This is a genomic window from Paraburkholderia sp. RL17-380-BIE-A (assembly GCF_046028085.1).
Lineage (GTDB): Bacteria > Pseudomonadota > Gammaproteobacteria > Burkholderiales > Burkholderiaceae > Paraburkholderia.
In genome coordinates this window covers 232,343-259,068 of sequence record NZ_JARESQ010000005.1, presented here as the reverse complement: position 1 = coordinate 259,068, position 26,726 = coordinate 232,343, and the positions used below count along the sequence as shown (strand labels likewise).

General features: G+C 62.3%; 26 protein-coding genes and 1 tRNA gene. 12 read left to right on the top strand and 15 right to left on the bottom strand.

Annotation, left to right across the window (positions count from 1 at the left end):
• Nucleotides 1-30: 30 nt before the first annotated feature.
• A complete protein-coding gene (dgoD, locus tag P0D68_RS10735; protein WP_074765636.1) occupies nt 31-1,179 on the bottom strand; it encodes a galactonate dehydratase in 1,149 nt (382 codons plus the stop codon).
• A gap of 355 nt (nt 1,180-1,534) precedes the next feature.
• Here dgoD and P0D68_RS10730 point away from each other — a divergent pair, with 355 nt between their 5' ends.
• Nucleotides 1,535-2,212 (top strand): FadR/GntR family transcriptional regulator, encoded by a 678-nt coding sequence (locus P0D68_RS10730; protein WP_408296469.1) that lies wholly within the window; start codon nt 1,535-1,537, stop codon nt 2,210-2,212.
• A 124-nt stretch (nt 2,213-2,336) separates the two neighbouring features.
• Here P0D68_RS10730 and P0D68_RS10725 read toward each other — a convergent pair whose 3' ends face one another.
• Nucleotides 2,337-3,875: a DHA2 family efflux MFS transporter permease subunit gene (locus tag P0D68_RS10725; RefSeq protein WP_091801029.1), complete on the bottom strand. Its 1,539-nt coding sequence runs from the start codon at nt 3,873-3,875 to the stop codon at nt 2,337-2,339.
• A gap of 137 nt (nt 3,876-4,012) precedes the next feature.
• On the opposite strand from P0D68_RS10725, the gene P0D68_RS10720 reads away from it, so the two are divergent.
• The gene (locus tag P0D68_RS10720) at nt 4,013-4,456 is read left to right on the top strand and encodes a MarR family winged helix-turn-helix transcriptional regulator (protein ID WP_091799318.1); all 444 of its coding nucleotides are present in this window, start codon (nt 4,013-4,015) and stop codon (nt 4,454-4,456) included.
• 213 nt (nt 4,457-4,669) lie between these two features.
• On the opposite strand, the gene P0D68_RS10715 is transcribed toward P0D68_RS10720, so the two are convergent.
• The 5 genes from P0D68_RS10715 to P0D68_RS10695 form a co-directional block, all read right to left on the bottom strand.
• On the bottom strand, nt 4,670-5,020 hold the full coding sequence (locus P0D68_RS10715; RefSeq protein WP_408295931.1) for a hypothetical protein: 351 nt from the start codon (nt 5,018-5,020) through the stop codon (nt 4,670-4,672).
• Nucleotides 5,021-5,114: 94 nt separating this feature from the next.
• Nucleotides 5,115-5,191: transfer RNA gene (locus P0D68_RS10710), tRNA-Met, on the bottom strand.
• 86 nt (nt 5,192-5,277) lie between these two features.
• A complete protein-coding gene (locus P0D68_RS10705; RefSeq protein WP_091799325.1) occupies nt 5,278-6,936 on the bottom strand; it encodes an MFS transporter in 1,659 nt (552 codons plus the stop codon).
• A 217-nt stretch (nt 6,937-7,153) separates the two neighbouring features.
• The gene (locus P0D68_RS10700; protein ID WP_091799329.1) at nt 7,154-8,701 is read right to left on the bottom strand and encodes a sensor histidine kinase; all 1,548 of its coding nucleotides are present in this window, start codon (nt 8,699-8,701) and stop codon (nt 7,154-7,156) included.
• Between the two features lie 9 nt (nt 8,702-8,710).
• Nucleotides 8,711-9,487 carry a response regulator gene (locus P0D68_RS10695; RefSeq protein ID WP_408295935.1) on the bottom strand — a complete coding sequence of 259 codons (777 nt, stop codon included), beginning with the start codon at nt 9,485-9,487 and terminating at the stop codon, nt 8,711-8,713.
• A 232-nt stretch (nt 9,488-9,719) separates the two neighbouring features.
• Between P0D68_RS10695 and recA the strand changes: the two genes are divergently transcribed.
• From recA to P0D68_RS10655, 8 genes are all read left to right on the top strand, one after another.
• Nucleotides 9,720-10,796, top strand: coding sequence for a recombinase RecA (gene recA, locus P0D68_RS10690; protein WP_042321135.1), 1,077 nt, complete (start codon nt 9,720-9,722; stop codon nt 10,794-10,796).
• A gap of 7 nt (nt 10,797-10,803) precedes the next feature.
• Complete coding sequence (gene recX / locus P0D68_RS10685) at nt 10,804-11,499, top strand: recombination regulator RecX (protein WP_408295938.1); 696 nt, start codon at nt 10,804-10,806, stop codon at nt 11,497-11,499.
• A 163-nt stretch (nt 11,500-11,662) separates the two neighbouring features.
• A complete protein-coding gene (locus P0D68_RS10680; RefSeq protein ID WP_091799338.1) occupies nt 11,663-12,403 on the top strand; it encodes a DUF2889 domain-containing protein in 741 nt (246 codons plus the stop codon).
• Nucleotides 12,400-13,569: an ADP-forming succinate--CoA ligase subunit beta gene (sucC, locus tag P0D68_RS10675; protein ID WP_012434252.1), complete on the top strand. Its 1,170-nt coding sequence runs from the start codon at nt 12,400-12,402 to the stop codon at nt 13,567-13,569. The genes P0D68_RS10680 and sucC overlap by 4 nt, the downstream gene beginning before the upstream one ends.
• Before the next feature lie 127 nt (nt 13,570-13,696).
• Nucleotides 13,697-14,578, top strand: coding sequence for a succinate--CoA ligase subunit alpha (sucD, locus tag P0D68_RS10670; protein WP_091799342.1), 882 nt, complete (start codon nt 13,697-13,699; stop codon nt 14,576-14,578).
• A 144-nt stretch (nt 14,579-14,722) separates the two neighbouring features.
• The gene (locus tag P0D68_RS10665; RefSeq protein WP_091799345.1) at nt 14,723-15,427 is read left to right on the top strand and encodes a TerC family protein; all 705 of its coding nucleotides are present in this window, start codon (nt 14,723-14,725) and stop codon (nt 15,425-15,427) included.
• 169 nt (nt 15,428-15,596) lie between these two features.
• Nucleotides 15,597-16,220, top strand: a complete 624-nt coding sequence (locus tag P0D68_RS10660; RefSeq protein WP_408295943.1) for a pilin — start codon at nt 15,597-15,599, stop codon at nt 16,218-16,220.
• Between the two features lie 147 nt (nt 16,221-16,367).
• A complete protein-coding gene (locus P0D68_RS10655; RefSeq protein WP_091801032.1) occupies nt 16,368-18,152 on the top strand; it encodes a PglL family O-oligosaccharyltransferase in 1,785 nt (594 codons plus the stop codon).
• 146 nt (nt 18,153-18,298) lie between these two features.
• Here the strand turns inward: P0D68_RS10655 and P0D68_RS10650 are convergent, their stop codons facing one another.
• The 3 genes from P0D68_RS10650 to P0D68_RS10640 form a co-directional block, all read right to left on the bottom strand.
• Nucleotides 18,299-18,511: a hypothetical protein gene (locus P0D68_RS10650; protein WP_091799351.1), complete on the bottom strand. Its 213-nt coding sequence runs from the start codon at nt 18,509-18,511 to the stop codon at nt 18,299-18,301.
• Nucleotides 18,508-18,939 (bottom strand): hypothetical protein, encoded by a 432-nt coding sequence (locus tag P0D68_RS10645; protein WP_143048378.1) that lies wholly within the window; start codon nt 18,937-18,939, stop codon nt 18,508-18,510. The genes P0D68_RS10650 and P0D68_RS10645 overlap by 4 nt, the downstream gene beginning before the upstream one ends.
• Before the next feature lie 131 nt (nt 18,940-19,070).
• Nucleotides 19,071-19,241, bottom strand: a complete 171-nt coding sequence (locus P0D68_RS10640; RefSeq protein WP_177205070.1) for a hypothetical protein — start codon at nt 19,239-19,241, stop codon at nt 19,071-19,073.
• A 371-nt stretch (nt 19,242-19,612) separates the two neighbouring features.
• Between P0D68_RS10640 and P0D68_RS10635 the strand changes: the two genes are divergently transcribed.
• On the top strand, nt 19,613-20,395 hold the full coding sequence (locus P0D68_RS10635; RefSeq protein WP_143048379.1) for a hypothetical protein: 783 nt from the start codon (nt 19,613-19,615) through the stop codon (nt 20,393-20,395).
• Nucleotides 20,396-20,588: 193 nt separating this feature from the next.
• Here P0D68_RS10635 and moaC read toward each other — a convergent pair whose 3' ends face one another.
• Nucleotides 20,589-21,068, bottom strand: coding sequence for a cyclic pyranopterin monophosphate synthase MoaC (moaC, locus tag P0D68_RS10630; protein ID WP_408295948.1), 480 nt, complete (start codon nt 21,066-21,068; stop codon nt 20,589-20,591).
• A 272-nt stretch (nt 21,069-21,340) separates the two neighbouring features.
• On the opposite strand from moaC, the gene P0D68_RS10625 reads away from it, so the two are divergent.
• Nucleotides 21,341-23,050, top strand: a complete 1,710-nt coding sequence (locus P0D68_RS10625; protein WP_408295951.1) for a M48 family metalloprotease — start codon at nt 21,341-21,343, stop codon at nt 23,048-23,050.
• Nucleotides 23,051-23,124: 74 nt separating this feature from the next.
• Here the strand turns inward: P0D68_RS10625 and P0D68_RS10620 are convergent, their stop codons facing one another.
• The 4 genes from P0D68_RS10620 to waaF form a co-directional block, all read right to left on the bottom strand.
• Nucleotides 23,125-23,700 carry a DUF2946 family protein gene (locus P0D68_RS10620; protein WP_408295954.1) on the bottom strand — a complete coding sequence of 192 codons (576 nt, stop codon included), beginning with the start codon at nt 23,698-23,700 and terminating at the stop codon, nt 23,125-23,127.
• Nucleotides 23,693-24,856: a YheT family hydrolase gene (locus P0D68_RS10615; RefSeq protein WP_091801035.1), complete on the bottom strand. Its 1,164-nt coding sequence runs from the start codon at nt 24,854-24,856 to the stop codon at nt 23,693-23,695. The genes P0D68_RS10620 and P0D68_RS10615 overlap by 8 nt, the downstream gene beginning before the upstream one ends.
• Before the next feature lie 40 nt (nt 24,857-24,896).
• On the bottom strand, nt 24,897-25,343 hold the full coding sequence (locus tag P0D68_RS10610; protein ID WP_091799370.1) for a nuclear transport factor 2 family protein: 447 nt from the start codon (nt 25,341-25,343) through the stop codon (nt 24,897-24,899).
• Nucleotides 25,344-25,510: 167 nt separating this feature from the next.
• Nucleotides 25,511-26,536, bottom strand: a complete 1,026-nt coding sequence (waaF, locus tag P0D68_RS10605) for a lipopolysaccharide heptosyltransferase II (RefSeq protein ID WP_091799373.1) — start codon at nt 26,534-26,536, stop codon at nt 25,511-25,513.
• Between the last annotated feature and the right edge of the window lie 190 nt (nt 26,537-26,726).

Genomic DNA, 26,726 nt, shown 5'->3' with positions numbered 1-26,726 from the left:
CCGCCCTTGGGGCGGCGTTGCGTCATGCGATTACCATTCGGCGACGCTGCCGTCCTCATGGCGCCACACCGGATTGCGCCAGCGATGGCCGACCTTCGCCATCTCCCGCACTTTCTCTTCGTTGACCTCGATACCGAGGCCCGGACCTTGCGGAATCGACACGAAGCCGTCTTCGTATTTGAAGACTTCCGGATTCTTGATGTAGTCCAGCAGGTCGTTGCCCTGGTTGTAGTGAATGCCGAGGCTCTGCTCCTGGATGAACGCGTTGTAGCTCACCGCGTCGATCTGCAGGCAGGTTGCCAGCGCGATCGGGCCGAGCGGGCAATGCAGCGCGAGCGCGACGTCGTAGGCTTCGGCCATCGATGCGATCTTGCGGCACTCGGTAATGCCGCCCGCGTGCGACGCGTCCGGCTGAATGATGTCGACGTAACCGCCCGACAGAATGTGCTTGAAGTCCCAGCGCGAATACAGGCGCTCGCCCAACGCGATCGGCGTGTTGGTCTGGTTGACGATGTCGCGCAGCGCCTCGGCGTTTTCCGACAGCACCGGCTCTTCGATGAAGAGCAGCTTGTACGGGTCGAGTTCTTTCGCCAGCACCTTCGCCATGGGCTTGTGCACGCGGCCGTGGAAGTCGACGCCGATGCCGATGTTCGGTCCGACCGCCTCGCGCACCGCCGCCACGTTGTTGATAACGCCTTGCACCTTGTCGAAGGTGTCGATGATCTGCAACTCTTCGGAGCCGTTCATCTTCACGGCCTTGAAGCCGCGTTCGACCACGGCGCGCGCGTTATTGGCCACGTCGCTCGGACGGTCGCCGCCGATCCACGAATACACCTTGATCTTATCGCGCACCTGGCCGCCGAGCAGCGCGTGAATCGGCACGCCGTGATGCTTGCCCTTGATGTCCCACAGCGCCTGGTCGACGCCGGCGATCGCGCTCATCGTGATCGGGCCGCCACGGTAGAAGCCTGCGCGGTACATCACCTGCCAGTGGTCTTCGATGAGCAGCGGATCCTTGCCGATCAGATAGTCGGACAGTTCTTCCACGGCGGCCGCCACTGTATGCGCGCGGCCTTCCACCACCGGCTCGCCCCAGCCGACGATGCCTTCGTCGGTTTCGATTTTCAGGAAGCACCAGCGCGGCGGAACGATGAAGGTTTCGAGCTTGGTGATTTTCATGGTGTACGTCTCCTGTGTGTCGGCCGGAGTTAGCGCTTTAGCGCTTACTCCGGCCCCATGCAAAGCACGGCCGGAGTTAGCGCTTTAGCGTTTACTCCGGCCCCATGCGAGGCATCGGTCTGGTGAGCGGTTTAGCGCTCCCTCGTCCCATGCGGAATATTTGAGGATTCACATGCTACAACAAAAGCGCATTTAAGTACTATTAATAGTACTATTCGCCAGATAGTGGAGAGACCGGACCTCGACACGACGTAGCCGAAGCAGGTGATATCAAGGTGGAGATACCCGATAATCGCGCTCTTTTCCGGGCTCAGTTCCAATATCAATAGCGCCGCAAGGCCGCTGGGAGAAAGCTATTCAGCATGATCTGCATGGGCGTGTGGCCCATCTGCTGGCCACCGCGATTCTGCGCGGCGATTACGCGCCCGATTCGATCCTGCCGCGCGAAGCGGAGTTGATGGAGACCTTCGGCGTGAGTCGCACGGTGTTGCGCGAGGCGTTGCGCACGCTCACTTCGAAGGGCTTGATCGAATCACGTCCGCGCGTGGGCACGCGCGTGCGTCCGAAACATGCGTGGAACCTGCTCGATGTCGACGTGCTCGACTGGTACTCGCGGGTCGCCGAGCCGATGGCGTTCGCGCTCAAGCTGCAGGAAATGCGCGAGATGATCGAGCCGTATGCCGCGGGTCTCGCGGCGGACTCGCACACGGACGTCACCTTCCACGCACTCGCGGCGGCTCATGCGGCCATGGTGTCCGCGCGCAATGTCGACGAATGGGTGCGCGCCGATCTGCAGTTTCATTTGAGCGTGCTGATTGCGTGCAGCAATGAGTTGCTGATTCCGCTCGGTACGCTGATCGAGCGCACGCTCGAAGCGCAACTGCGTCTGAATGCAAAACGCGCGGACGTGTTCAATGCATCGCTGGCCGAGCATACGGCGGTATTCGAAGCGATTCGTGATCGCGATGCCGCCGCGGCGCGCGCGGCGATGGCGGGACTGTTAGGTGTGACACGCGCGCGGATCGAGGCCTAGGCGGCCTGCGGCGCTGTTTGTAGGGTCACGCGGCGGTGATCCGGTTCAGCGGCCGCGCCAGAACGTTCCTCGGTTGCCGGTTCGGAGCCCGCCGGACTCGGGGCGACATGTCAGCCGCCGCGCCTCAATCCATCGCGGCGTGCGCCACCGACGCATCCGGCGCCCTGTGCGACGGGCGAATCAGCAGCAGGAGCGGAATGACCAGCAGCGTCGCCATGAACATCAGCTTGAAGTCGTTCAGATACGCGATCATCGACGCTTGCTGGGTGATCGAGACGTTCAGCGCGGCCATGTCGTAGTTCGAGCCGCTATTGAGCATGGGCTGGACCGCTGGATTGAACGCCGAGATATTGGCCGCAAGGTCCGCGTGCGAGACCTGCGTGTTGCGGGTCATCAGCGTCTGCACGATCGAAATGCCGATGCTGCTGCCTATATTGCGCATCAGGCTGTACGTTGCGGTGCCGTCCGCGCGCAGTTCGGGAGTGAGCGTCGAGAAGGTCAACGCGCTCAGCGGCACGAACACGAGGCCGAGGCCGAAACCTTGAATCACGCCAGGCCAAACGATATCCGACGCCGACAGCACGATCGTGTAATGCATCATCTGCCACAGCGCGAACGCCGAGATCAGGAAGCCGGCGAGCAGCAAGATCCGCGCGTCGATCCGCTTCAGCAGCCGCCCGGCGAACAGCATGGCGACCATCGTGCCCGCGCCGCTCGGCGCCGTGACGAGTCCAGTGGTCGCGACCGGATAGTTCATCAGGTTTTGCAACATGGGCGGCAGCAAGGCGCGCGTTGCATACATCACCGCGCCGATCACGAAGATAAAGAACGTGCCGGTGGCGAAGTTCGGATCCCTCAGCAGCTCGTATTTGAAGAACGACTTCTTGCCGACCGTTGCCGTATGCACGAGAAAGAACGCGAAGCTGATCGCGGCGAGTAGCGCTTCGATGACGATTTCGTTCGAGCCGAACCAGTCGAGTTGCTCGCCCCGATCGAGCATGGCTTGCAATGCGCCGATGGCAAGACCAAGTGTGGCGAAGCCGAACGCATCGAACTTCACGTCGTGCTTCGGCTCGCGCGAAGGCAGGAAGGTCGCCACGCCGAACAACGCGAACGCGCCGATCGGCACGTTGATGAAAAACACCCAGCGCCAGTTGTAGCTGTCGGTGAGCCAGCCGCCGAGCGTCGGCCCGAGAATCGGTCCGACCATCACGCCCATGCCCCACACCGCCATGGCTTGGCCCTGCTTTTCGCGCGGGTTGATATCGAGAAGGATGGACTGCGACAACGGCACCAGCGACGCGCCGAAAACGCCTTGCAACAAGCGCGACGCCACGATCTGCGTGAGCGTCTCCGACAATCCGCACAGTGCCGACGACACCGTGAAGCCGCCGATCGCGACGATCAGCAACCGCTTGACGCTCAACCGGTCCGAGAGCCAGCCCGTGAGCGGCGTGGCGATCGCGGCGGCGACGATGTACGAAGTCAGCACCCACGTGATCTCATCCTGCGACGCGGACAGCGTGCCCTGCATGTGCGGCAGCGCCACGTTGGCGATCGTGCTGTCGAGCGTCTGGATCAGCGTCGCCAGCATGATCGAAATGGTGATCATCGATCGGTTGAGCGGCGCGGCGGTGTTTGCCGCCGGAGTGTCGGAAGACATGAATGAGCGAGGATCGTCGATATAGTAAGCATGCTTAGTATATCGGTTGCGCAAGTGCGCGCCATCGGGAATTATGCGGAGCCTGAATTGCGCGGGCTTCAGCGCTGAAAAACGGCGGCCTTTCGTATAATCCGCCCATGAAAACCCAACTCGATGAGCGCTTCGGCTTTCTGATTTCCGACGTCGGCCGTCTGACCGGCAAGCGTTTCGACGACCTTGCGAAGTCCTCAGTCGACCTGACGCGCGCGCAATGTCGCGTGCTCGCCTATCTCGCGCATTACGGCGACACCAATCAGGCTCGGCTTGCTGACCTGCTCGAGGTCGCACCGATATCGGCGGGCCGTCTGCTCGACCGCATGGAAGAGGGTGGCTGGATCGAGCGGATCGCCAACCCGCAGGACCGCCGCGAACGGCAGGTCCGCATGACGCCGAAGGCCGAGCGCACCCTCGGCCGGGCGCGCAAGGTCGGCGACGAAGTTGCGCTCGAAGCGCTGAGCGGTTTCACCGACGAAGAAGCGAAGCAGTTGATCGCCCTGTTGCAGCGGGTGCGGGGCAATCTGAGCCGGTTGGTGGACCGGTGATGCATTGATATCGCGGCTCGATCGAGGGATCCGCGACGCGTCACCGAGCAGGCTGACTCGATCGTCGCGCGGATGCGTGAAATGGAGCGCGGCCCTAGTCGGGCAGTGGCGGCCGCGTCGCGATCGCCCCGCGATCAGGGGCGGCACCTGAATCAGGTCATTGCGTTTTCCCGCACGACGGCCGTGCGAGGCATGCGGTTGCCCGCGCGACGGCTACTTCGACTCGGGCGTTCCCGCCGCTCCAGACGGCGGAACCAGTTCGAAACAGACTGGCGGCGCGACAGACGTTTTCGTTTTCGCGTCAGGCTGCTGCGGGTCGAAGCATTTGAAGGCGCTCTGATCGCGCTGGACGAAAATCGTGTCGGCCAGGCCGGCGCTGCCTTGAGCGCCGTTCACGACAGCGACGATTTTGTAGCCGTTCTGCAGCAGCGTGGATAGCGTGGTCGCGCTCGTGCGCCATTGGCTGTCGGACGGTGTCTGGGCCTGAACGGCCGACGCGGCAGCGCCGCCGAGAAGCACGATCGAAGCGGTGACCACGGCAAGCGTGGCGGTGCGAAACGTCATCAAGAAACCTCCTTGAAGTTGCTGTAGTTGCAGTTTGGAAAGCCAAAACAAAAAAGCCGCTGAACCTTGCGGATCAGCGGCTTTTTCTTGCAACTGGTGGCGAATCAGGGACTCGAACCCCGGACCTGCGGATTATGATTCCGTCGCTCTAACCAACTGAGCTAATTCGCCGAAAGAAGCGAGATTATGCGGACGCAGCCGGAGGCTGTCAACCCCCGGCGCACAACTTTTTCAAGTTGCCGCGGCTATCAGGCGTTTCAGTCCTTCGCGTAGATGTCCGAGTCCTTGGTTTCCTTGACGAACAGCATGCCGATCACGAAGGTAATGAGCGCAATCACGATCGGATACCACAGCCCCGAAAAGATATTGCCCTTCGCCGCCACGATCGCGAACGCGGTCGCCGGCAGGAAGCCGCCGAACCAGCCATTGCCGATGTGATACGGCAGCGACATCGACGTATAGCGAATGCGCGTGGGGAACATTTCCACCAGCATCGCCGCGATCGGGCCGTAGACCATCGTCACGTAGATCATCATGATCGTCAGGATCACCACGCTCATCGGCCAGTTGATCTGCGAGGGATCGGCCTTCGGCGGATAACCTGCGGTCTTCAGCGTCGTCGCGAGCGTCTTGTCGAACGCCTTGCCTTGATCCTTGGCGTCGGCGGCCTTGCCGTCATACGTGTTGATCACCGTATCGCCGACCTTGATCTCCGCCAGCGTGCCAGCCGGCGCGGCGACGTTCTCGTAGTTCAGGCCGGCCTTCGAGAGCGCGCTCTTGGCGATGTCGCAGGAACTCGTGAACTTCGAGGTGCCGACCGGGTTGAACTGGAACGAGCACTCGTCCGGATTCGCGATCACGACGATCGGCGCCTTCGCGGTTGCAGTTTCCAGTGCCGGGTTGGTGTAGTGCGTCAGCGCCTTGAACAGCGGGAAGTACGTGCACGCGGCGATCAGCAGGCCGGCCATGATGATCGGCTTGCGGCCGATACGATCCGACAGCGAGCCGAAGAACAGGAAGAACGGCGTGCCGATCAGAAGCGCGATCGCGATCATGATGTTGGCGCTGCTGCCGTCCACCTTCAGCGTCTGCGTCAGGAAGAACAGCGTGTAGAACTGGCCCGTGTACCAGACCACCGCCTGGCCGGCGGTCAGGCCGATCAGCGCGAGAATCACGATCTTCAGGTTCTTCCACTGGCCGAAGGCTTCGGTCAGCGGCGCCTTGGAGGTCTTGCCTTCTGCCTTGATGCGCTCGAACACCGGCGATTCATGCAGTTGCAGACGAATCCACACCGACACGCCCAGCAGGAGGATCGACGCGACAAACGGAATGCGCCAGCCCCAGTCGCCGAACGCTTCTTCGCCCATTGCCGTGCGCACGCCGAGAATCACCAGCAGCGACAGGAACAGGCCGAGGGTAGCGGTTGTCTGGATCCAGGCCGTGTAGAAGCCGCGGCGACCCGCCGGCGCATGTTCGGCCACGTAGGTGGCGGCACCGCCGTACTCGCCGCCGAGCGCCAGACCTTGCAGCATCCGCATGGCGACGAAGATCACCGGCGCGGCGATACCGATCGATGCGTAGCCCGGCAGAAAGCCGACGAGGAACGTCGACAGGCCCATGATCACGATCGTCACGAGGAACGTGTACTTGCGCCCAACCAGATCGCCGAGCCGCCCGAACACGATCGCGCCGAACGGCCGGACCGCGAAGCCGGCGGCGAAGCTGAGTAGCGTGAAGATGAAGGCGGCCGTCGGATTGACGCCGGAGAAGAAGCTCTTGCTGATGAAGGCCGCGAGCGAGCCGGCCAGATAGAAGTCGTACCACTCGAAAACCGTACCCAGCGACGATGCGAAGATCACCCGTTTCTCTTCACTCGTCATCGGCACGTGCGAGATTTGCCCGCCAACGGTAGCCATATGTCGTCTCCAATATTGATATGCACGCGGTCCGCCGGTAACGGCGTTCCCGTGAAACCGATTATTGGAGTGGAAACTTACGGCGTACTGACGTGGGGAGGTGAAATCGCAGCTTGCGGCGTGCAGCGCGATTTCATTCAACGCGCGTCAATTAATATTCAAAATCGCGCAATGCACAGTCAACGTTTCTTAATATTGAGATGGCGCGTGTGCGCTTTCAGGAGGCGTTAGGGTAAGTCCCGTCCCGCTCGTGAATGTGCAAGCTGACACGTACGAGCGTCCCGGCAAGCCGCGGCGAGGTTTGATACACGTTATCGTCGATCGTCAGCTCGCCGCCGTGCATGGTCGCTATCTCGCGCACGATCGCAAGCCCGAGGCCGCTACCGTCGCCTTCTCGGCCGAGAATCCGGTAGAAGCGCTCGATCACCCGCGAACGCTCGGCGACCGGAATGCCGAGCCCCGTATCCTCGACTTCCAGATGGACGAGGCGGGCCGGCGCATCATGCCGCACCCTGACGGTGATGCGCCCGCCCGGCGGCGTATAGCGGATGGCGTTGTCGATCAGATTCGACAGCATTTCGCGCAGCATGACCGGATTGCCGTCGACTTCGACGGGCTCGTCTGGCCCCTCGTAGCCGAGATCCATCTCCTTTGCGAGCGCGGCCTGAACCCAGTCGCGCACTGCGCTGCGCGCCACTTCCGTCACTTCGACCGGCGTAAAAATCTGGCCCGACATGCGATTCTCCGCGCGCGCCAGCGCCAGCAACTGCGTGACGAGCCGTGCGGCGTGCTCCGAACTGGTGGCGATCTGTTCGAGCGAGCGGTGCACTTCGGCGGAGGCGTCCTGGCGCAGTGCCAGTTCGGCCTGGGTGCGCAGGCCGGCAAGCGGCGTTTTCATCTGATGCGCGGCGTCGGCGATAAAGCGCTTTTGCAGCTCCATGTTCTGTTCGAGGCGCGTCAGCAGATCGTTGAACGAGGTGACGAGCGGCTCGATTTCGGGCGGCGCGCGGCGCGCTTCGAGCGGCGAAAGGTCGTCCGGGCGGCGCGCGCGGATATGCGCTTGCAGCGCGTGCAGCGGCGCGAGGCCGCGCGAGAGGCCGAACCACACGAGCAGGATCGCGAGCGGCAGAATCACGAACTGCGGCAGGATCACGCCTTTGATGATGTCGTTGGCGAGCTGGCTGCGTTTGTCGAGCGTCTCGGCGACCTGCACCAGTACCGGCTGCGCACCCGGCGTCTGCGGAAACTCGACCGTGGTATAGGCGACGCGAATGTCATTGCCGCGCAGCACGTCGTCGCGGAATTCGACGAGACCCGGCTGCGGCCGGTCTTCCTCGTGTGGCAACGGCATATCGCGCTCGCCGCCCACGAGTTCGCCGCGCGTGCCGAGCACCTGGTAGAACACGCTGTCCACATTGTCGGTGCGCAAAAAATCGCGAGTGGAATCGGGCAGCGACAACTCGGCCACGCCGTTGACCGGATGGATCTGGCGGGCGAGCACGTAAGCGTCGGTTTCGAGCGCGCGGTCGAACGGGCCGTTCGCGATCGACTTGGCGACCAGATACGTGACGGCGAGGCTCATTGGCCACAGCAGCAGAAGCGGCGCCAGCATCCAGTCGAGAATCTCGCCGAACAGCGAGCGCGGGCGTGCTTCGGCGGCAGCTTCGGTTTCGTCGGGCGGGGCGAACGGGTTGGCGTAGCGCTCGTCGCGCGCCTCGTCGAGGTCCGCCGCGTGCGCCGTAGCGCGGTCTGCGCGTGCGGACATGGGCGTCCTCTATTTGTAGTGGTGGCTCGCCGGCATCGGGCCGGACGGCGGCGAGGCGGGCGGTTCAGGCTCGGCGGGCGGGGGCGTGCTCATGGCGTTGGTGCTCGCGTTAGCCGGCGCAGCCGCTTTCTCGAGGCAGTAGCCCAGCCCGCGTACGGTGATGATACGCACGCCGCTCGGCTCGATTTTCTTGCGCAGGCGGTGTACGTAGACCTCGATGGCGTTGTTGCTGACTTCCTCGCCCCATTCGCACAGGTGATCGACGAGTTGTTCCTTCGAGACCAGCCGGCCGATCCGTTGCAGCAGCACTTCGAGCAAGCCCAGCTCGCGCGCGGACAGGTCGATCACCTGCTCGTTGATGTAGGCGATCCGGCCGACCTGATCGAACGACAGCGATCCGTGCCGCACGACCGTCGGGCCGCCGCCCGCGCCACGCCGCGTCAAGGCGCGCACGCGTGCCTCGAGTTCGTTCAGCGCGAAGGGCTTGGCCATGTAGTCGTCGGCGCCGAGGTCGAGACCCTTGACGCGTTCGTCGACGCTGTCCGCAGCGGTCAGAATTAGCACCGGCATATTGGAATTGCGCGCACGCAGGCGGCGCAACACCTCCAGCCCGGACATGCGCGGCAGGCCCAGATCGAGGATCAGCAGGTCGAAAGTTTGCATGGACAGCGCGGTGTCGGCCTCGACGCCGGTCTTCACGTGGTCGACGGCATAGGCCGATTGGCGGAGTGATCGAACCAGACCGTCCGCGAGTATGCTGTCGTCTTCGGCAATCAGAATTCGCATGGTGCGCCAGCCTGGCCTTGCCGGCACCGTGGGATGTCCCCCGGCGCACAGCGGTCTCCGAAAATTATTGTGGGTAGTGGGGTGGCGCGACGGTAAAAATGCGTGTTCGCATGAGAATCGCGCTTGCCAAAACTACTGTTTTTTTATACAGTGTCTGAGTTTCGTGTGCTGTCCTTCAAAAGTGACCTGCACATCTGCCTCAGACGCCGTTCATCATAGCAAAGGACGATTCATGGAAGAAAGCAAGAAAGGCTCGGCTGGACTGACTGCTGAAAAGAGCAAGGCACTTGCTGCCGCACTCGCGCAGATCGAAAAGCAGTTCGGCAAAGGGTCGGTCATGCGGCTCGGCGCAGGTGAGGTAGTCGAAGACATCCAGGTGGTTTCAACCGGATCGCTCGGCCTCGACATCGCGTTGGGCGTCGGCGGTTTGCCGCGTGGCCGTGTGGTCGAAATTTATGGCCCGGAATCGTCCGGTAAAACCACGCTGACGCTGCAAGTCATTGCCGAAATGCAGAAGATCGGCGGCACGGCGGCGTTTATCGACGCGGAACACGCGCTGGACATCCAGTACGCGGGCAAGCTCGGCGTGAACGTGAACGACCTGCTGGTGTCGCAGCCGGACACGGGTGAACAGGCGCTCGAAATTGCGGACGCACTGGTGCGTTCGGGCTCGATCGACATGATCGTGATCGACTCGGTCGCGGCACTCGTGCCGAAGGCTGAAATCGAAGGTGAAATGGGCGACTCGCTGCCGGGTCTGCAAGCGCGTCTCATGTCGCAGGCGCTGCGCAAGCTCACCGGCACGATCAAGCGCACGAACTGCCTCGTCATCTTCATCAACCAGATCCGCATGAAGATCGGCGTGATGTTCGGCAATCCGGAAACCACCACGGGCGGTAACGCGCTGAAGTTCTACGCGTCGGTGCGTCTGGACATTCGCCGTATCGGTTCGATCAAGAAGAACGACGAAGTGATCGGCAACGAAACGCGCGTGAAGGTTGTCAAGAACAAGGTGTCGCCACCGTTCAGGGAAGCAATTTTCGACATTCTGTACGGCGAAGGCATCTCGCGTCAGGGCGAAATCATCGACCTGGGCGTGCAGGCCAAGATCGTCGACAAGGCCGGCGCGTGGTACAGCTACAGCGGCGAACGTATTGGTCAGGGCAAGGACAACGCGCGTGAATTCCTGCGCGAAAATCCGGATATCGCTCGCGAGATCGAAAACCGTATCCGTGAGTCACTGGGCGTGAATGCCATGGCTGAAGCGGTGACCGGCGCAGGCGCAGAAGTCGCAGACGAAGAAGAGTAACCATCACGTGATACGCAAGGGCCGGCCGTTGTCCGATACCGGACGCCACGCGGACGGCCCGCGTGATGAAGACAACGAGTCGTTCGATCCATTCGAATCGTTCGACGCACACGATCGCGCTGCGGGCCGTAGCCCACAGCGCGCTCAGTTTGAATCCTCCCCGCCATCCGGCTCGGATCCTTCCGAGGCCACCTACACCCGCTCGCGTCGCGTTCCAGGTGAGGCGAAACCCGGGCAAGACGAAGCCAAAAAATCCCAACGTCCGGCACGGTCGCTGAAAGGGCGCGCGCTCGGCTATTTGTCCCGCCGTGAATACAGTCGCACCGAACTCGCGCGCAAGCTGAAGCCGTTCGTCGAGGAAACTGATTCGCTCGAAACCTTGCTCGATTCGCTCGAAGCCGAAAACTGGCTGTCCGATTCGCGCTTCGCGGAAAGCTTGATCCATCGCCGCTCGTCGCGGCTGGGTGCGAGCCGTATCGTCGGCGAACTGAAGCAGCATGCGGTCGACCAGACCCTCGTCGAAGAGGCGAGTGCGCAATTGCGCGAAACCGAACTCGCGCGTGCCCAGGCCGTCTGGCGCAAGAAATTCGGCCGGCTTCCCGAAACGCCCGCCGAGCGGGCCAAGCAGGCCCGCTTTCTGGCTTCGCGCGGATTTTCGGGTGCAACCATCGGCAAAATCCTCAAGGGGATTGACGAGGAGTAGGCCGGCGACTAAACCGCATCGGTCTGTGTCCCGCGTCTAAGCCCGTTGGGACGGTGTCTTCCGCGCTCAGCCGCCTGTGGCGCGCCACCGCGCATTCCGACCTGTCTCAAATACCCAGTATGCTAAAATTCATGGGTTTTCCAATCCGGCCTTTCCTTCCCGCATGCCGCTCTCCCCGCCAGTGTCCCGTCAGTTGCGCCATCGTCGCGCAATCAGAGCGGAAGCCTACGAGCGAGCCGATGGCCTGTGGGATGTGGAAGCGTGCTTGACCGACGAAAAACCGCGTGATGTGGTGCTTGCGTCGGGCGTCCGGCCCAATGGTCAGCCGATCCATGAACTCTGGCTTCGCATCACCATCGATCGCAAGCTCAATGTCGTCGACGCCGAGGCGTCGTCCGACTGGGTGCCCTATCCAGGGTTGTGCCAAGCCAGCAATCCCGCCTACCGTGCCCTCATCGGGCTCAATCTCCGCCAAAACTTCCGTCGTGAATCTGCCCGTTTGCTCGGCGGCACGGTGGGTTGCACGCATCTCACCGAGTTGTGCGCGATCCTGCCGACCGCCGCGATTCAGGCATTCGCCGGCGACGTGTGGAACACCGGTGACAGCACGCCGGGCGCGAACGCGGGTTCAGGGGGCGAATCGTCTAACAGCACAGGCGAGCATTCCAACGACAAACCGCCATTCCAGCTGGGACGCTGCCACGCGCTGCGTTTCGACGGCGAGGCGGTGCAGCAGTTTTATCCGCGCTGGTATGGCCGCGCTCCGTATACAGCGGATCGCGCGGCATCGTCAGGCGACGGGGCAGTCCGCCAGGCAGGCGAAGGCGGCAACGCGTCCGGCATGAACGACGGCAGCGGAAACGAAGTTCAATCCAACTCTCAGACTGAAGGGAATCACGCATGAAGATTCACGAGTACCAGGGTAAGGAAATCCTGCGGAAATTCGGCGTCGCGGTACCGCGCGGCAAGCCGGTCTTCTCGGTGGATGATGCGGTCAAGGCCGCGGAAGAGCTCGGCGGCCCGGTATGGGTCGTGAAGGCTCAGATCCACGCGGGTGGCCGTGGCAAGGGCGGCGGCGTGAAGGTCGCCAAGTCGCTGGATCAGGTTCGCGAGTACTCGGAACAGATCCTCGGCATGCAGCTCGTCACGCACCAGACCGGCCCGGAAGGCCAGAAGGTGAATCGCCTGCTGATCGAAGAAGGCGCTGACATCAAGAAGGAACTGTATGTCGGCCTCGTGATCGATCGCGTGTCGCAGAAGATCGTCGTGATGGCATCGAGCGAAGGCGGCATGGACGTCGAAGAAGTCGCGGAAAAGACGCCTGAGCTGATCCACAAGATCGCTGTCGACCCGGCAACCGGTCTGAAAGACGCTGAAGCCGACGAACTGGCCACGAAGATCGGCGTGCCCGCCGCTTCGCTGCCGCAAGCGCGCGCGATCCTGCAGGGCCTGTACAAGGCATTCTGGGAAACCGACGCATCGCTCGCGGAAATCAACCCGCTGATCCTGACCGGCGACGGCAAGGTCATCGCGTTGGACGCCAAGTTCAACTTCGATTCGAACGCACTGTTCCGTCACCCGGAAATCGTCGCGTATCGCGATCTGGACGAAGAAGATCCGGCTGAAGTCGAAGCCTCGAAGTTCGACCTTGCGTACATCTCGCTCGACGGCAACATTGGCTGCCTCGTGAACGGCGCCGGCCTCGCAATGGCAACGATGGACACCATCAAGCTGTTCGGCGGCGAACCGGCGAACTTCCTGGACGTGGGCGGTGGCGCCACGACCGAGAAGGTCACGGAAGCGTTCAAGATCATGCTGAAGAACCCGAACCTGACCGCGATTCTGGTCAACATTTTCGGCGGCATCATGCGCTGCGACGTGATCGCGGAAGGCGTGATCGCGGCGTCGAAGGCCGTCTCGCTGAAGGTGCCGCTCGTGGTCCGCATGAAGGGCACGAACGAAGACCTCGGCAAGAAGATGCTCGCTGAATCCGGTCTGCCGATCATCGCGGCAGACAGCATGGAAGAAGCGGCTCAGAAGGTCGTCGCGGCCGCTGCGGGCAAGGCGTAAGCCTCGTCCCGAGCGCGTTTACCAGGATTACGAATGGCGGCGCGTGAATGGCGCATGAGCGGCGCGGGCGAAGAACATCCCGCCGCACGGCGCAATCGCGCGACGCCAAACGAACAGAGGTCAATACATGTCGATTCTGATTAACAAAGACACCAAGGTCATCACGCAGGGCATCACCGGCAAGACCGGCCAGTTCCACACGCGTGCTTGCCGTGAATATGCAAACGGCCGCGAAGCGTACGTTGCAGGCGTGAACCCGAAGCGCGCAGGCGAAGACTTCGAAGGCATTCCTATCTACGCTAGCGTCGCTGAAGCCAAGGCTGAAACGGGCGCAACCGTGTCGGTGATTTACGTTCCGCCGGCAGGCGCTGCTGCCGCGATCTGGGAAGCGGTCGAAGCCGATCTGGATCTGGCGATCTGTATCACGGAAGGCATTCCTGTCCGTGACATGATCGAGCTGAAGGCTCGTATGCGCGCTGAAAACCGCAAGACGCTGCTGCTCGGTCCGAACTGCCCGGGTACGATCACGCCGGACGAACTGAAGATCGGCATCATGCCGGGTCACATCCACCGCAAGGGCCGCATCGGCGTCGTGTCGCGTTCGGGCACGCTGACGTACGAAGCAGTCGGCCAATTGACGGCGATCGGCCTCGGCCAATCGTCGGCAGTCGGTATCGGCGGCGACCCGATCAACGGTCTGAAGCACATCGACGTGATGAAGATGTTCAACGACGATCCGGAAACGGACGCCGTCATCATGATCGGCGAGATCGGTGGTCCGGACGAAGCCAATGCTGCTGAGTGGATCAAGGACAACATGAAGAAGCCGGTGGTCGGCTTCATCGCTGGTGTTACGGCGCCTCCGGGCAAGCGCATGGGCCACGCTGGCGCGCTGATCTCGGGCGGTGCGGATACGGCTGAAGCGAAGCTGGAAATCATGGACGCGTGCGGCATCAAGGTCACGAAGAACCCGTCGGAAATGGCGCGTCTTCTGAAGGCAATGCTGTAAGTCGAAATTCACGCGCAGTCACGGCGTGTTTTTTGATACGCTTACGAAACCCTTTCGTGAGCGTGCGGTTCAAAAAGCGGGGGAGTGTAGACTCCTCCGCTTTTTTATTGGCCGCGCGCCGGACTTTTTCTTATTCTTTCAACCATGCTCGAGTTCTTCGCCACGCTCCATTGGGGCGCTGTCATTCAGATCATCGTCATCGACATCCTGCTGGGTGGCGATAATGCCGTCGTGATCGCGCTGGCCTGCCGTAATTTGCCGCCGTCGCAGCGCACGAAGGGCGTGTTGTGGGGGACGGCTGGCGCTATCGTGCTGCGCGTGGCGTTGATCGCGTTCGCGGTCGTGCTGCTCGATGTGCCGTTGCTGAAGTTCGCCGGCGGCCTGTTGCTGCTGTGGATCGGTGTGCGCCTGATGGCGCCGGCGCACGACGCGCATGAGAACGTCAAGCCGGCTGACAAGCTGATGTCGGCGATCAAGACCATCATTGTCGCGGACGCGGTGATGAGCCTCGACAACGTGATCGCGATTGCGGGCGCGGCCGAGTCCGCTGATCCCGAACACCGTCTCGCGCTGGTGATTTTCGGCCTGGTGGTGAGCATTCCGTTGATCGTGTGGGGCAGTCAGCTGGTTCTCAAACTGCTCGATCGCTTCCCGATTGTCATCACACTCGGCGCCGCGCTGCTGGGTTGGATTGCGGGCGGCCTGATCGTCAACGACCCGGCCGGCGACCGTTGGCCGATCCTCGATACGCCGTGGGCCGAATACGGCATGAGCATCGCGGGTGCGTTGTTCGTGGTGATCCTCGGTTATCTGCTCAAGCGTCGCAATGCCAATCGCGCGGCGGCGTGAGCCTTCGGCGCCGATGCGAGCGCGTCTCATGCGCCGCTGCGAAGCTGAACCGAACCACGCCGCAACGTTAGCCGTTCGGCTGACTGTGTGACGAGAGCGCTGCTGGCTACGATTGAAACGCCTGTTCCCAATCCGCGGAGCAGGCGTTTTTCGTTTCAGGAGCCTGCCGATGATCGTTACTTTGCCGTATTCCCCTTACTCCCAGTCCTTGCTGTCCCCGCGCGCGCGATTCGACCGGGCGGGCTGGCCTGCGCGGCTGGCGCGTGCCTGCCGACGCCTCGGTTCCGGCTTCACGCTGATCGAACTGATGATCGTGCTGGCAATCGTCGGCGTGATCGCCGCCTATGCGATTCCCGCGTATCAGGACTATCTGGCGCGCAGCCGCGTCGGCGAAGGGCTTTCGCTGGCGGCGTCCGCGCGGCTGGCCGTGGCTGAAAACGCTGCGAGCGGCAATGCGTTCAGTGGCGGTTACGCCTCGCCGCCTGCCACTCGCAATGTCGAGTCGATCCGGGTCGACGACGACACCGGCCAGATTACCGTCGCCTTCACGACGCGAGTCGCGCCCGCGGGTTCGAACACGCTCACGCTCGTGCCGTCGGTTCCTGACAATGCGGACGCGCCGACTGCGCGCGTGGCGCTGAGCAAGGGCGCGGTGCAGGCGGGAGCGCTCACGTGGGAATGTTTCGCGGGCGGTAAAACGGTATCCTCACTGCCGGCGCCGGGTGGCGGACCGGCACCCACCGATGCGCCTAGCCTGGCGTCGAATCTCGCCCCGCCGGAGTGCCGTTCTTGAGTAACGGCGAGATGATGGGCAGCGCGGGCCAAATCGTATTCGCTCGCACGTAAAAGGCTGATTTCCGGGATATTTCAGCCCGGCCGGCGCACAGCAGGAGAATTTTTTTGTATAGTGCGCCGGTTGCTGACGCCCACCGGTTACTCGATGCCCACCCCTTTCGCGCGCTACCTGTCTTTCATTCTGTTGGCTCTCGCGTTGGTGCTGCCTTATGCAGTTGTCAACCATACGTATCCGATTCCGACCTTTTACGCTGAATTCACCGCACTCGCGTTGTATCTGCTGACCGGCGCGGGTGTCGTGCTGCTGATCGCGAGCGCGAGGCCGCGCGTGACGTTCGCGTCGCCGGTAGTCGCGCTGGTGCCGTTGCTGTTCGGGCTGTTGCTAGTGGCGCAATCGGTGCTGTTGCCGGTCTCGCAGCCGTCGATGAACTGGCTCGGCGGCGGCTATCTGCTGGCGGCCTTCATGGCGACGCATGCCGGTTATGGGTTCACGCGGGTCAAGCTCAACGAGACCGCGCTGCGCTGGGCAGCCGGCGCGTTGATCGTCGGCGGGCTGTTTGCGGTGTTCTGCCAGGTCATCCAGCTGTTTCACCTCGAAACGCGCGTCTCGCCGCTCGTCGTTGCCTATAACGTGACGGTCGAGCGCCGGCCGTTCGGCAATATGGCTCAGGCCAATCACCTCGCCACCTATATCGCATTTGCGATGGCGGGCGCGTTGTTCCTCGTGCAGACGCGGCGAATTGCCGTCAGCATCTGGTTTCTCGTGTCGACGATTTTCGCGGTTGGCCTTGCCCTGACAGTCTCGCGGGGTCCGTGGCTGCAGATGGGCGTGATCGTGGTGGCGGGTTTCTGGATGGCGTTCGCGCAGACCCGCAATCAGCTGCAACTGCGCCGCAGCAATCGCGAGTGGATCATTCCGATCGCGCTGGCCGTGCTGTTTTTCGTGGTCAATGCGCTGATTCGCTGGGCCAACGTTCGCTATCACCTGGAGCTTGGGCAGTCCGCGGCAGAACGCTTCAAGGACGCCGGCCAGATCGCGCCGCGTCTCGCGTTGTGGAAGTACGGCTGGACGATGTTCAAGACGCATCCGTTGCTGGGTGTCGGCTGGGGTGAATTTCCGAGCTACCAGTATGAGTTCGTGAAATCGCTGGGCGCTGTCGAGATCGCCAACAATTCACACGACATCTTCATCGACCTGCTCGCGAAAACCGGCCTGATCGGTCTGGCAATCGTGCTGTCCGGTCTGATCACATGGCTCGTGCGGGTGGTGCGCGCTCCGCAAAGCTCAGCGCGCGTGTTTGGCATTGCGCTGATCGGTGTGCTGGTCATGCACGCGCTGGTCGAATATCCGCAGCAATACATGTTCTTCCTGTTGCCGGCCATGTTCGTGTTTGGCCTGCTGGAAACCCGGTCGCTGCGCCTCGTGCCGGCACGCGTGTCGTTCGGCGCGTTTGCCGTGGTGGTGTTTGGCGGACTGGCGGCGCTGTATCCGGTGTATCGCGATTACGCGCGCGCCGAGGTGCTGTACTACGGCTCGCGTCCCGCCGACCAGTATCGAGCCGACCCGTCGTTCCTGTTCCAGGCATGGGGCGGCTATGGCATGGCGACGCTTTTGCCGATGAATTCGATGGATTTGCAACACAAGCTCGCCATGCATAGGCAGGCGATCGCGCTGCTACCGGGCGAAACGGTGTTGCGCCGCTATGCGGTGCTGCAGGCGTTGAGCGGCGATCAGGCGGCAGCGTTCGACACCGTCGAACGCCTGAAGATCTTTGCGATGGAACTGAAGGACTGGCCGTCGCAACTGGGCTATCTCTACCAGCTCTGCGACGAGCAGAAAACGCTGACTGGTTTCAAGGCGGAACTGGTCAAGCGCTACGGTATGCCCCCGGGCGACGTGAATGAAGACGACGATAGCGACGAGGATTGAGCCACTGCGTTCGTTTCAAAGCTTCACAGCTTCACAGCATTAGAGGTCGAGCGGGGCGATGACGCGCACGTCAGTGATCGTCATCCCGCGATCCACCGGCTCGCACATGTCTGAATCCTCAGTCGTCGCCTCGCGTGACGGCCTTGTTACGTGTTCCGACGCCGACGCGGGCGAGATTCAATGCCATGTTCCGTCAGTAGCTTGCGAAGACGATGGTTCTCGACAAACAGCCCGATAATCACCACCGTCATGATGATCGCACCCGACCATTCTCCGGTGTACCGGTAGAACGTCCATGCACCGAGTGCACAGGCGACAGCAGCCAGCAGCAATGCTATGCGGTCGAGAATCCAGTTCATACTGTCGCCGCCTTTTGCTGCGGTGTTGTCACGCGATTGCGGAAAGCGTAGCTCATCCGCGCCGGAGAACCGGCGATCATGACTTCTGGGTGGCGTTGCAAGAATGTCAGCATAACTGGGGAAATGCGCATGCCGTTGCTACCCGCCCATCGACTTACGGTCGGTGAGACTTGGGCGCTTGTTGCGCAGACCGATGATGAGTTTGCGGCAACGATCAGGCTGCCAATCACCGCACCTGTATAAGCCGCTGCCGTGATCCCGGCTATTGCGGCGACAATTTCCAGTCCTGTCGTTGCACCAATCATTTCCGCAGCCGTTGCACCAGGACCAAGTTTGGCCAGTGCATTCAGCATCGCCGACAAGTTAGTCATTGCTGTGGTGTACGTCGAGAACAGACTGTCGGGAGCGGGCAGGTTCAGTGTTGCCATGTTCTTCTGAAACGCGTCTTTGAAGCTAGGGCAAGAAACCGTCATGTTCGAAACCCGCTCGATTGATCAGCTGATTTTAACTGACAAATCAGTGGTAGCAGATTGCTCTTTCAACGATATGCGCCTTGCATTCAATGATTGGGTAAAAAATGATTTGCATCGCATGTGGCATTTTCACTGCTGGTTTTAGCAGGGTGGATGAAGAAGAGGTTATGAAATTGCATGGCGTCAATAACAGTCAGAACGAAACCTGACTGCAATTCGAACCAGCTTCGGGCACCCACCATGAAAATAAAATCCATGGCCGTTTGTTGTTTATACCTGATCTCCACCACTGCGTTTGCACGAGGCAGCGGCTTGGGTGGCGGGCACAGTAGTTACCATTCAAGTAGCGGCGGAGAACACTACGTTCGCGGATACATACGTAGCAATGGCACTTACGTTGCCGGACATCACCAAACCAACCCGAACGGGACAAAGTACGACAATTGGTCGTCGAAAGGGAGTGTGAATCCCTACACTGGGAAGCAAGGAACCGTCGATCCGTCAAAGTGACTTCTGATCACTGCGAACGTCGTCGCTCGGGCCGGTTCGCGGCTTCCTTTCTCTGAGAGGTCTACGGAGACGGATATTTTCTCGGATACTTGTTATCGGCCGCACTTCGCAAAACCAAATGGACAGCCTACGAATTTCCTTAAAGAATCGACCGCGTCGAATTCGCGACGGGGAAGTGGCGATTGTGTTGCCTAAACGATTGGTCGAAAAAGACGACGAAATCGCTTTGGGTGCTCGCCTTGTCTGCAATCGCCGTCTCTTTGGGGCTTGCTACAGAGGGATAGTGCCGAACTTCTATGATTCGATAGGGCGAGACGGCGGTGTGATGGTCAGTAGGTTTGTTCGCTCAAACAGTGTTCTCCCAGCGATGTCCTTTCCGGGCGACATAGATTTACTAGTCGTCCCTTACGAGAATGATGAACTGGTTGTGTCCGAAACCTTGGCAATTGAACTGAAGGCTGTTCGTGCCAAATTTGCTAAGCAAGGAAAGTCCCCAAATGAATATGGTTTTTCTCAAGCCAAGGCGTTGCTGTCTCACGGATTCCCTTATTCCGCAGTCGTTCACCTTATAACATCCGACGCCAGCCCCGAAGATAACTGGCGCAAAATTCTAGTTGCGAGAGTGATCGATGCCGATGCTGGCACCGTAGAAGACCCATGGGAGACTTCAGTCGATCTGTTACCCGCTAATCTGATTGACCGATGTTTTGGCCGGCTTCGCGCCAATTGCGATGACGACAAACTGGGACTTGCGGCTGTGTATATAAAACATGACGAAATGTGGTCGCCATCAACCCGTCCTGCGAGAAAGAATCTCCGTATTGCGTCTGCAACTCTAGAAGCAATCGCCGCTTGCTACGAGAAAAGCTTTCAGCGGTTTATGGATATTCCTAAATATTGAGTGCTCTATTTTCAGGGGCGCGCCTTCGCCGGTGTAGCCGATTCGGACCGGAGGCGCGATCAGGTAGCGTTCGACGCTGCAATGGTCGCTCAATGAAGATTGGGTCCGATTGCACACGTACAATCCGGTGCATCTTCAGAATACGCTGTTGCTTCGCCTCACTCCCGAATCGACCACGCGCCGACAATACCCGTTAACTCCCCGCCACCCAATCCCCCGACTTCCCGCCGTGCTTCTCCAGCACTTTCACGTCAGTAATCGTCATCCCACGATCCACCGCCTTGCACATGTCGTACACCGTCAGCAGCCCGACCTGCACGGCAGTCAGCGCTTCCATCTCCACGCCCGTTCGCCCAAGCGTTTCGGCCTGAACCGTGCAATGCACGCCCGGCAGCGTTTCATCGAGTTCGAAATCCACCTTCACGCGCGTCAGCGCGAGCGGATGACAGAGCGGGATCAGATCGGCGGTGCGCTTCGAACCTTGAATCGCGGCGATTCGCGCGATACCGATCACGTCGCCTTTCTTGGCGTTGCCGTCGCGAATCAGGGCGAACGTCTCCGGCAGCATGCGAATCGAGCCGCGCGCAACCGCAATGCGCTTGGTCTCGTGCTTGCCGCCGACGTCCACCATATGCGCGTGGCCGGCGGCGTCGAAATGAGTGAGTTCAGGCATGGTTGGGCTCCTTCAGAGGGCGCCTATCATAGCAGCGGCGCAGCCCGGCGGCGGCAGCAGCGCGTTTGTGCGGGCCGATGCGCAAGGGCGTCATCGGCGACACTCATGTGGATTATGCCGCGCAGCGAGCGGTTGGGAGCGCCAGGTCCACGCGAGTCACCATGACGTGAATCACCCGAACTCGCGTGGCGACTGATTACAATCGTTCTATGCCCGCTAACTTAGTCCGAGCGGCGGGCTTCGTTTTTCGACCTCGTCATATCGACCTCGTGATGCGTCCGAAACGGTTCCTTGCTGCGTTGCTGTCTGTCGCGCTGGCGACGGCGCCGGGCGCGTTTGCGCAATCTCAGGGTGTTTCGGGCTTGGCGCCCAGCACTCTATCCGCCGAGCCGCCGCTGGTCAGCGGCCCGGCCGATGTCTACGGCGATCCGCTCATTCCGTCCGATATCGCGCAAGGCGTGTTCGGCGTGTACGGCGGGGCGCAGAGCCGCTTGTCCGGCAATTCCGGTGCGAACACCAACTGGCGGGCGCCGATCGTCACGCAGCAATTGCCCGATCTCGGCAACGGTGGTTCAGGCTCGCTCACGCCGCAGGCTGAACGCAAGCTCGGCGAGCGCGTGATGCGTGAACTGCGCCGCGACCCCGACTATCTCGACGACTGGCTGGTGCGCGACTACCTGAACTCAGTCGCCGCGAAACTTGCCGCGGCGGCGAGCGCGCTCTACATCGGCGGGTATCGTCCAGACTTCGATCTGTTCGCGGTGCGCGACACGCAGATCAACGCGTTCTCGCTGCCGGGCGGATTTATCGGCGTGAACACCGGCCTCATTGTGGCGACGCAGACCGAATCCGAACTCGCGTCGGTGTTGGGCCACGAAATGGGACACGTCTTGCAGCGCCATATTTCGCGCATGATCACGGCCGGCGAACGCAGCACCTACGCGGCGCTCGCCGGCCTCTTGTTCGGCGTGCTCGCCGGCGTGCTCGCGCATAGTGGCGATCTGGGCAGCGCGATCGCGATCGGCGGCCAGGCGTATGCGGTCGACAACCAGTTGCGTTTCTCGCGTTCCGCCGAACACGAGGCGGATCGCGTGGGTTTTCTGCTGCTCGCCGGCGCCGGCTACGATCCCTACGCGATGACGACCTTCTTCGGCCGCCTCGATCGCGCCGCAATGAGCGACACCGGCGTGCCGGCCTATGCGCGGACTCATCCGCTGACCGGCGAACGGATCGCCGACATGGAAGACCGTGCGCGCCGCGCGCCTTACCGGCAACCGCATCAATCGGCCGAGTACGGTTTTGTGCGCGCTCGCTCGCGTTTGCTGCAAGACCAGTCGCGCAGCGAGTACGGGGATGAAATTTCGCGCTTGCGCTCCGAGATCGAGGACCGCACGGCGGTCAACGTGGCGGCGAACTGGTACGGCATTGCGTATGGGCAGATGCTGCTCGAGCGTTACGACGACGCGCTGGCGTCATTGGCGTCGTGTCGCGCCACTTTCGCGGCAGGCGAGCGGGCCGAGGGCGGAGTTGCGCGGAGTTCGCCGAGCCTCGACGTGTTGGCCGCCGACATCGCGCGGCGTGCAGGGCGCGACGACGAGGCCGCTCGTCTGGCCGAGTTCGCGCAGAAACGCTGGCCGCAGTCGAACGCCGCAATCGACATGCATATCCGCACCTTGCTGACGTTGCACCGCTTTGCCGATGCCCAGGCGCTCGCGCAGAGAGAGACGCGGGCCCAGCCCGATCAGCCTGCCTGGTGGCTGTATCTCGCGCAGGCCAGTGCCGGCACGGGCGATGCGTTGACGCGGCATCGCGCGATGGCTGAGAAGTTCGCGCTCGAAGGCGCGTGGCCTTCGGCGATCCGCCAACTGAAGGACGCTCGCGATCTGAAGACGATTGGCTACTACGACCTCGCAACCGTCGACGCGAGGCTGCATGAGATGGAGAGCCGCTATAAGGAGGAGCGGCTGGACGAAAAGAGTTAGATCTTGCTTGAGCTTCGCCGCGTTGATCCGGCCTCGCTCGCAGGAATCAGCTGCGGCGCGAGCCGGTAGGGTGCTTAAGCGGCTGAGGTGGCCGGACTCGGCACGAACCCGAAGCGCCCGGCGACATCGCCCCGCCTTACAGCCTGCAACGGCAACACGACCTGATTGTTCCAGCGAAACTCGCCGCTCATCGAGTCGTCCGCCAACGTCGCATGATCGGAGAACACCTCCAGATCATGATCGTGCAAGACCGCGACTTTCGGTGGCGCTGAGCCGTCGGTGAACAGAATCCCGCCTTCTTCATCCACGAACACGGCTGCGGGCTCGAAAGCGCCGCCGGCCTGATCCTGCAATGCGAGCGCACCGCCGGCATCGGCCGACAACCTCACCACCCACGGCGTATAGCCCAGTTCGACATATACGCGCTGCGGGCCATTCTGGAAGAACCACTGCCCTTGCTCGTCGGCGTCGTAATTGCGGTTGATGAACCCGAGCAACGCTTCGTGGCGAATCGGCGTGCCGGGCGTTCCGCTTGCCTGGGCGGCCTCGTCGCGCATGCGCCAGTTGCCGCGCCTATCCAGCATCAGCCACCCGGTGCAACTCGGTACGTTTGGCCACTTGGCCAAGGCCTGCTTGACGATGTCATCCATGATCGAGGTGCCGCTCCAGATAGCCGAACACGCGCCGCGACAGCCAGTCGATGCGGCCCGGGAACGGCCCGGTCATAAAGCCGGCGTGGCCGCCGTGCCTGGGTTGGTCGAGTTCCACCGCCGCCGACACTTCATGCCGCGACGGCAATGCTTCAGCCGGCAGGAACGGGTCGTTGCGCGCGTTCAGCACCAGCGTCGGCACCTGAATATGCGGCAGCAACGGGCGCGTGGTCGCCGTGCTCCAGTACTCATCGGTATTGCGAAAGCCGTGCAGCGGCGCGGTCACCACGTTGTCGAACTCGTACATGGTGCGGCTCGCCAGCATCGCGTCACGGTCGAACAGGCCCGGAAACTGGATCAGCTTCTGCTCGGCCTTCTGCTTGAGCGTTTTCAGGAAGCTGCGCGTGTAGACGAGACCGAAGCCCTGTGACAACGCGCGGCCGCCGGCATGCACGTCGATGGGCGTCGAAATCGCCGCCGCGGCCGAGATCACCGACGCCGCGTCTTCGCGCCGCTCACCGAGCCAGCGCAGCAGCACATTGCCGCCAAGCGACACGCCGGCCGCAACGACCGGCCCGCGATGCGCGGCGCGCAAACGCCGCAGAATCCAGTCGACTTCGTTGCTGTCGGCGAGATGGTAGAAGCGCGGCATCCGGTTCAGCGGTCCGCTGCAACTGCGAAAGTGCGGCACGACGCCGTGCCAGCCGCACTCGCGCGCGGCCGCCATCAACGAGGCGGCGTAGTGCGAACCCGAACTGCCTTCCAGACCGTGAAACAGCACGAAGAGCGGGGCGGTGTCGGCGGGAACCCGACGCGCAGCACCGGGCGCGAGCGCTGATCGGGCCTGCGCGTCGTGCTCCACCCAGTCGAGATCGATGAAGTCGCCGTCGGGCGTGTCCCAGCGCTCGCGTCGAAACGAGACCGCGGGGCGGCGTGCGAACAAGGACGGGACGATAGTCTGCGCGTGCCGGTTCGGCAGCCAGAGCGGCGCACGGTAGAGCAGTTCGACGGTGGCCTCGACCGCGGCGTCAACGGCAGCCTCGACCGCGGCCGCGGCGCGCGCGGTGCCGGAAGAAGCGGATTTGTCGTGCGCCGTTCCCGAATTGCGCGAGGGGACTTCCGTCGGTGCCGGGGACTGCCTGCGGGGCGTGCTCATACCTGCTTCAAAACGCAAAAAGTAAAACGCGCGGCGCGCGTCAGTGCAGCGACCCCTGGCCATGCCGCATTTTCGTGGCGAACTGGCTGGCGGCCTCATTGGGCATAGGACTCGCGTGAATATGCGCGATGCGCCATTCGCCGCGTTCGTGGACCATCACGTAAGTGGTGAACACCATGGCCGGCGTGGCCTTCGGATCGGCCGGGCGGTGCGCTTCGGCAATCGCGTAGACCACGGTGCCGAGGCTGTCGTAGACGCGGATGTCGAGCGGTTCGATGGAAACGGGCGCGGCTTCGAGCTGGACCTGCAAGCCGGCGCGAATGCTGTCGAGGCCGTGCAGGTGGGAACCGTCGGCGCAGATGCAACTGACGAACTCTTCATCGATCCACAGACCCATCAAGCTGTCGATATTCACCTCGGCGACGGCCTGGTAATAGGCGTTCAGCGTATCGGCGGCGGCTTCGAAGATATGGGCAAAACGTGGCATGGCTCGTCAGTCTCTTGTGCGCGGCGCGCGGTTGCAAGGCAGCGGTCAGCGGGACAGCCCGGAACCGGACAATCGCACCCGAGCGCCAGAATGCCCGCGCCGCAAGGCGCGAACATGACGCGACGCGCTCAGGGGCGTGCGGTGTTGCGTGCAAGTATCAGCGGCGTTTAGCGTTGCGCCAGCAACATGCCGCGCAAATCGCCAAATACCTGCTCGGCGCTCAACTGCTTCAGGCAGTTCAGATGACCGAGCGGACACTCGCGCTCAAAACAGGGGCTGCATTCGAGATGAAGCCATTGTACCTTCGCAAGCTCGGACAAGGGCGGCGTGTGGCGCGGATCGGTCGAACCGTACACGGCTACCAGCGGCCGGCGCAGCGCGGCGGCCACGTGCATCAGCCCGGAGTCGTTCGTGACGACCGCATTGGCGCGCGAAATCAGCGCGCATGCTTCGCCCAGCGCGGTCTGGCCGCACAGGTTGCGCACGTTAGGCGCTTTCTCGGCGATAGCCTGCGCGAGCGGCGCATCTTTCGGCGAACCGAGCGCGACGATCTGCGTGTAGGGGAACGACTGACCCACCATCTGCGCAAGCGCCGCGAAGTGCTCGGGCGGCCAGCGCTTGGCGGGGCCGTATTCGGCGCCCGGACAGAACACCAGCAGCGGCACGCGCGTATCCAGATTGAAGCGCGCCGAGACGCGCGACGCTTCGTTCAGGTCCGCGTCGAGGCGGGGCATCGGCAGGTCGTCGGGCAACTTGGCGCCGGGCGCGTAGGCGAGGGCGGCGTACTGGCCCACCATGGGCGGGCGCTCGTCCTTGCGCGGATTCGCGTGGCGCACGTTCAACAGGCCATAGCGGCTTTCGCCGGTGTAGCCGATGCGCAGCCTGATCCCCGCCATCCACGGAATCAGCGCCGACTTGAGCGAGTTCGGCAGCACGTAGGCGGCGTCGTAGCCCACGTCGCGCAGGTCGCTCGCCAACTGCCAGCGGCGCAGCATTTGCAGCTTGCCGTGCGCGAGATCGGTGGCGTAGACGTCGCGGATTTCCGGCATGCGTTCAAGTACGGGCGCGACCCACGAGGGCGCGACCGCGTCGATGACGATGCGCGGATGCAATTTAACGAGGCGCGCAAACAGCGGCTGCGCCATCAATGCGTCACCGATCCAGTTCGGTGCGATAACCAACGCGCGACGCATCAGAATGAGTGTCCGGTGTCGAAACGAAGCCCCGCGCGAATTGTGCGCGTGGCATTCGGATAGGTAAAAAGGGAAAGGCCGCGACCCGCGTGGCGCGCGTCCGGCATGCCCGGACGCACCGCGGCGGCGGCCCTGCTGTGGCGTGTCTGCTTTCGGCCCGGGCCACGCGTTCGCGCCGGCGTGGTCACCG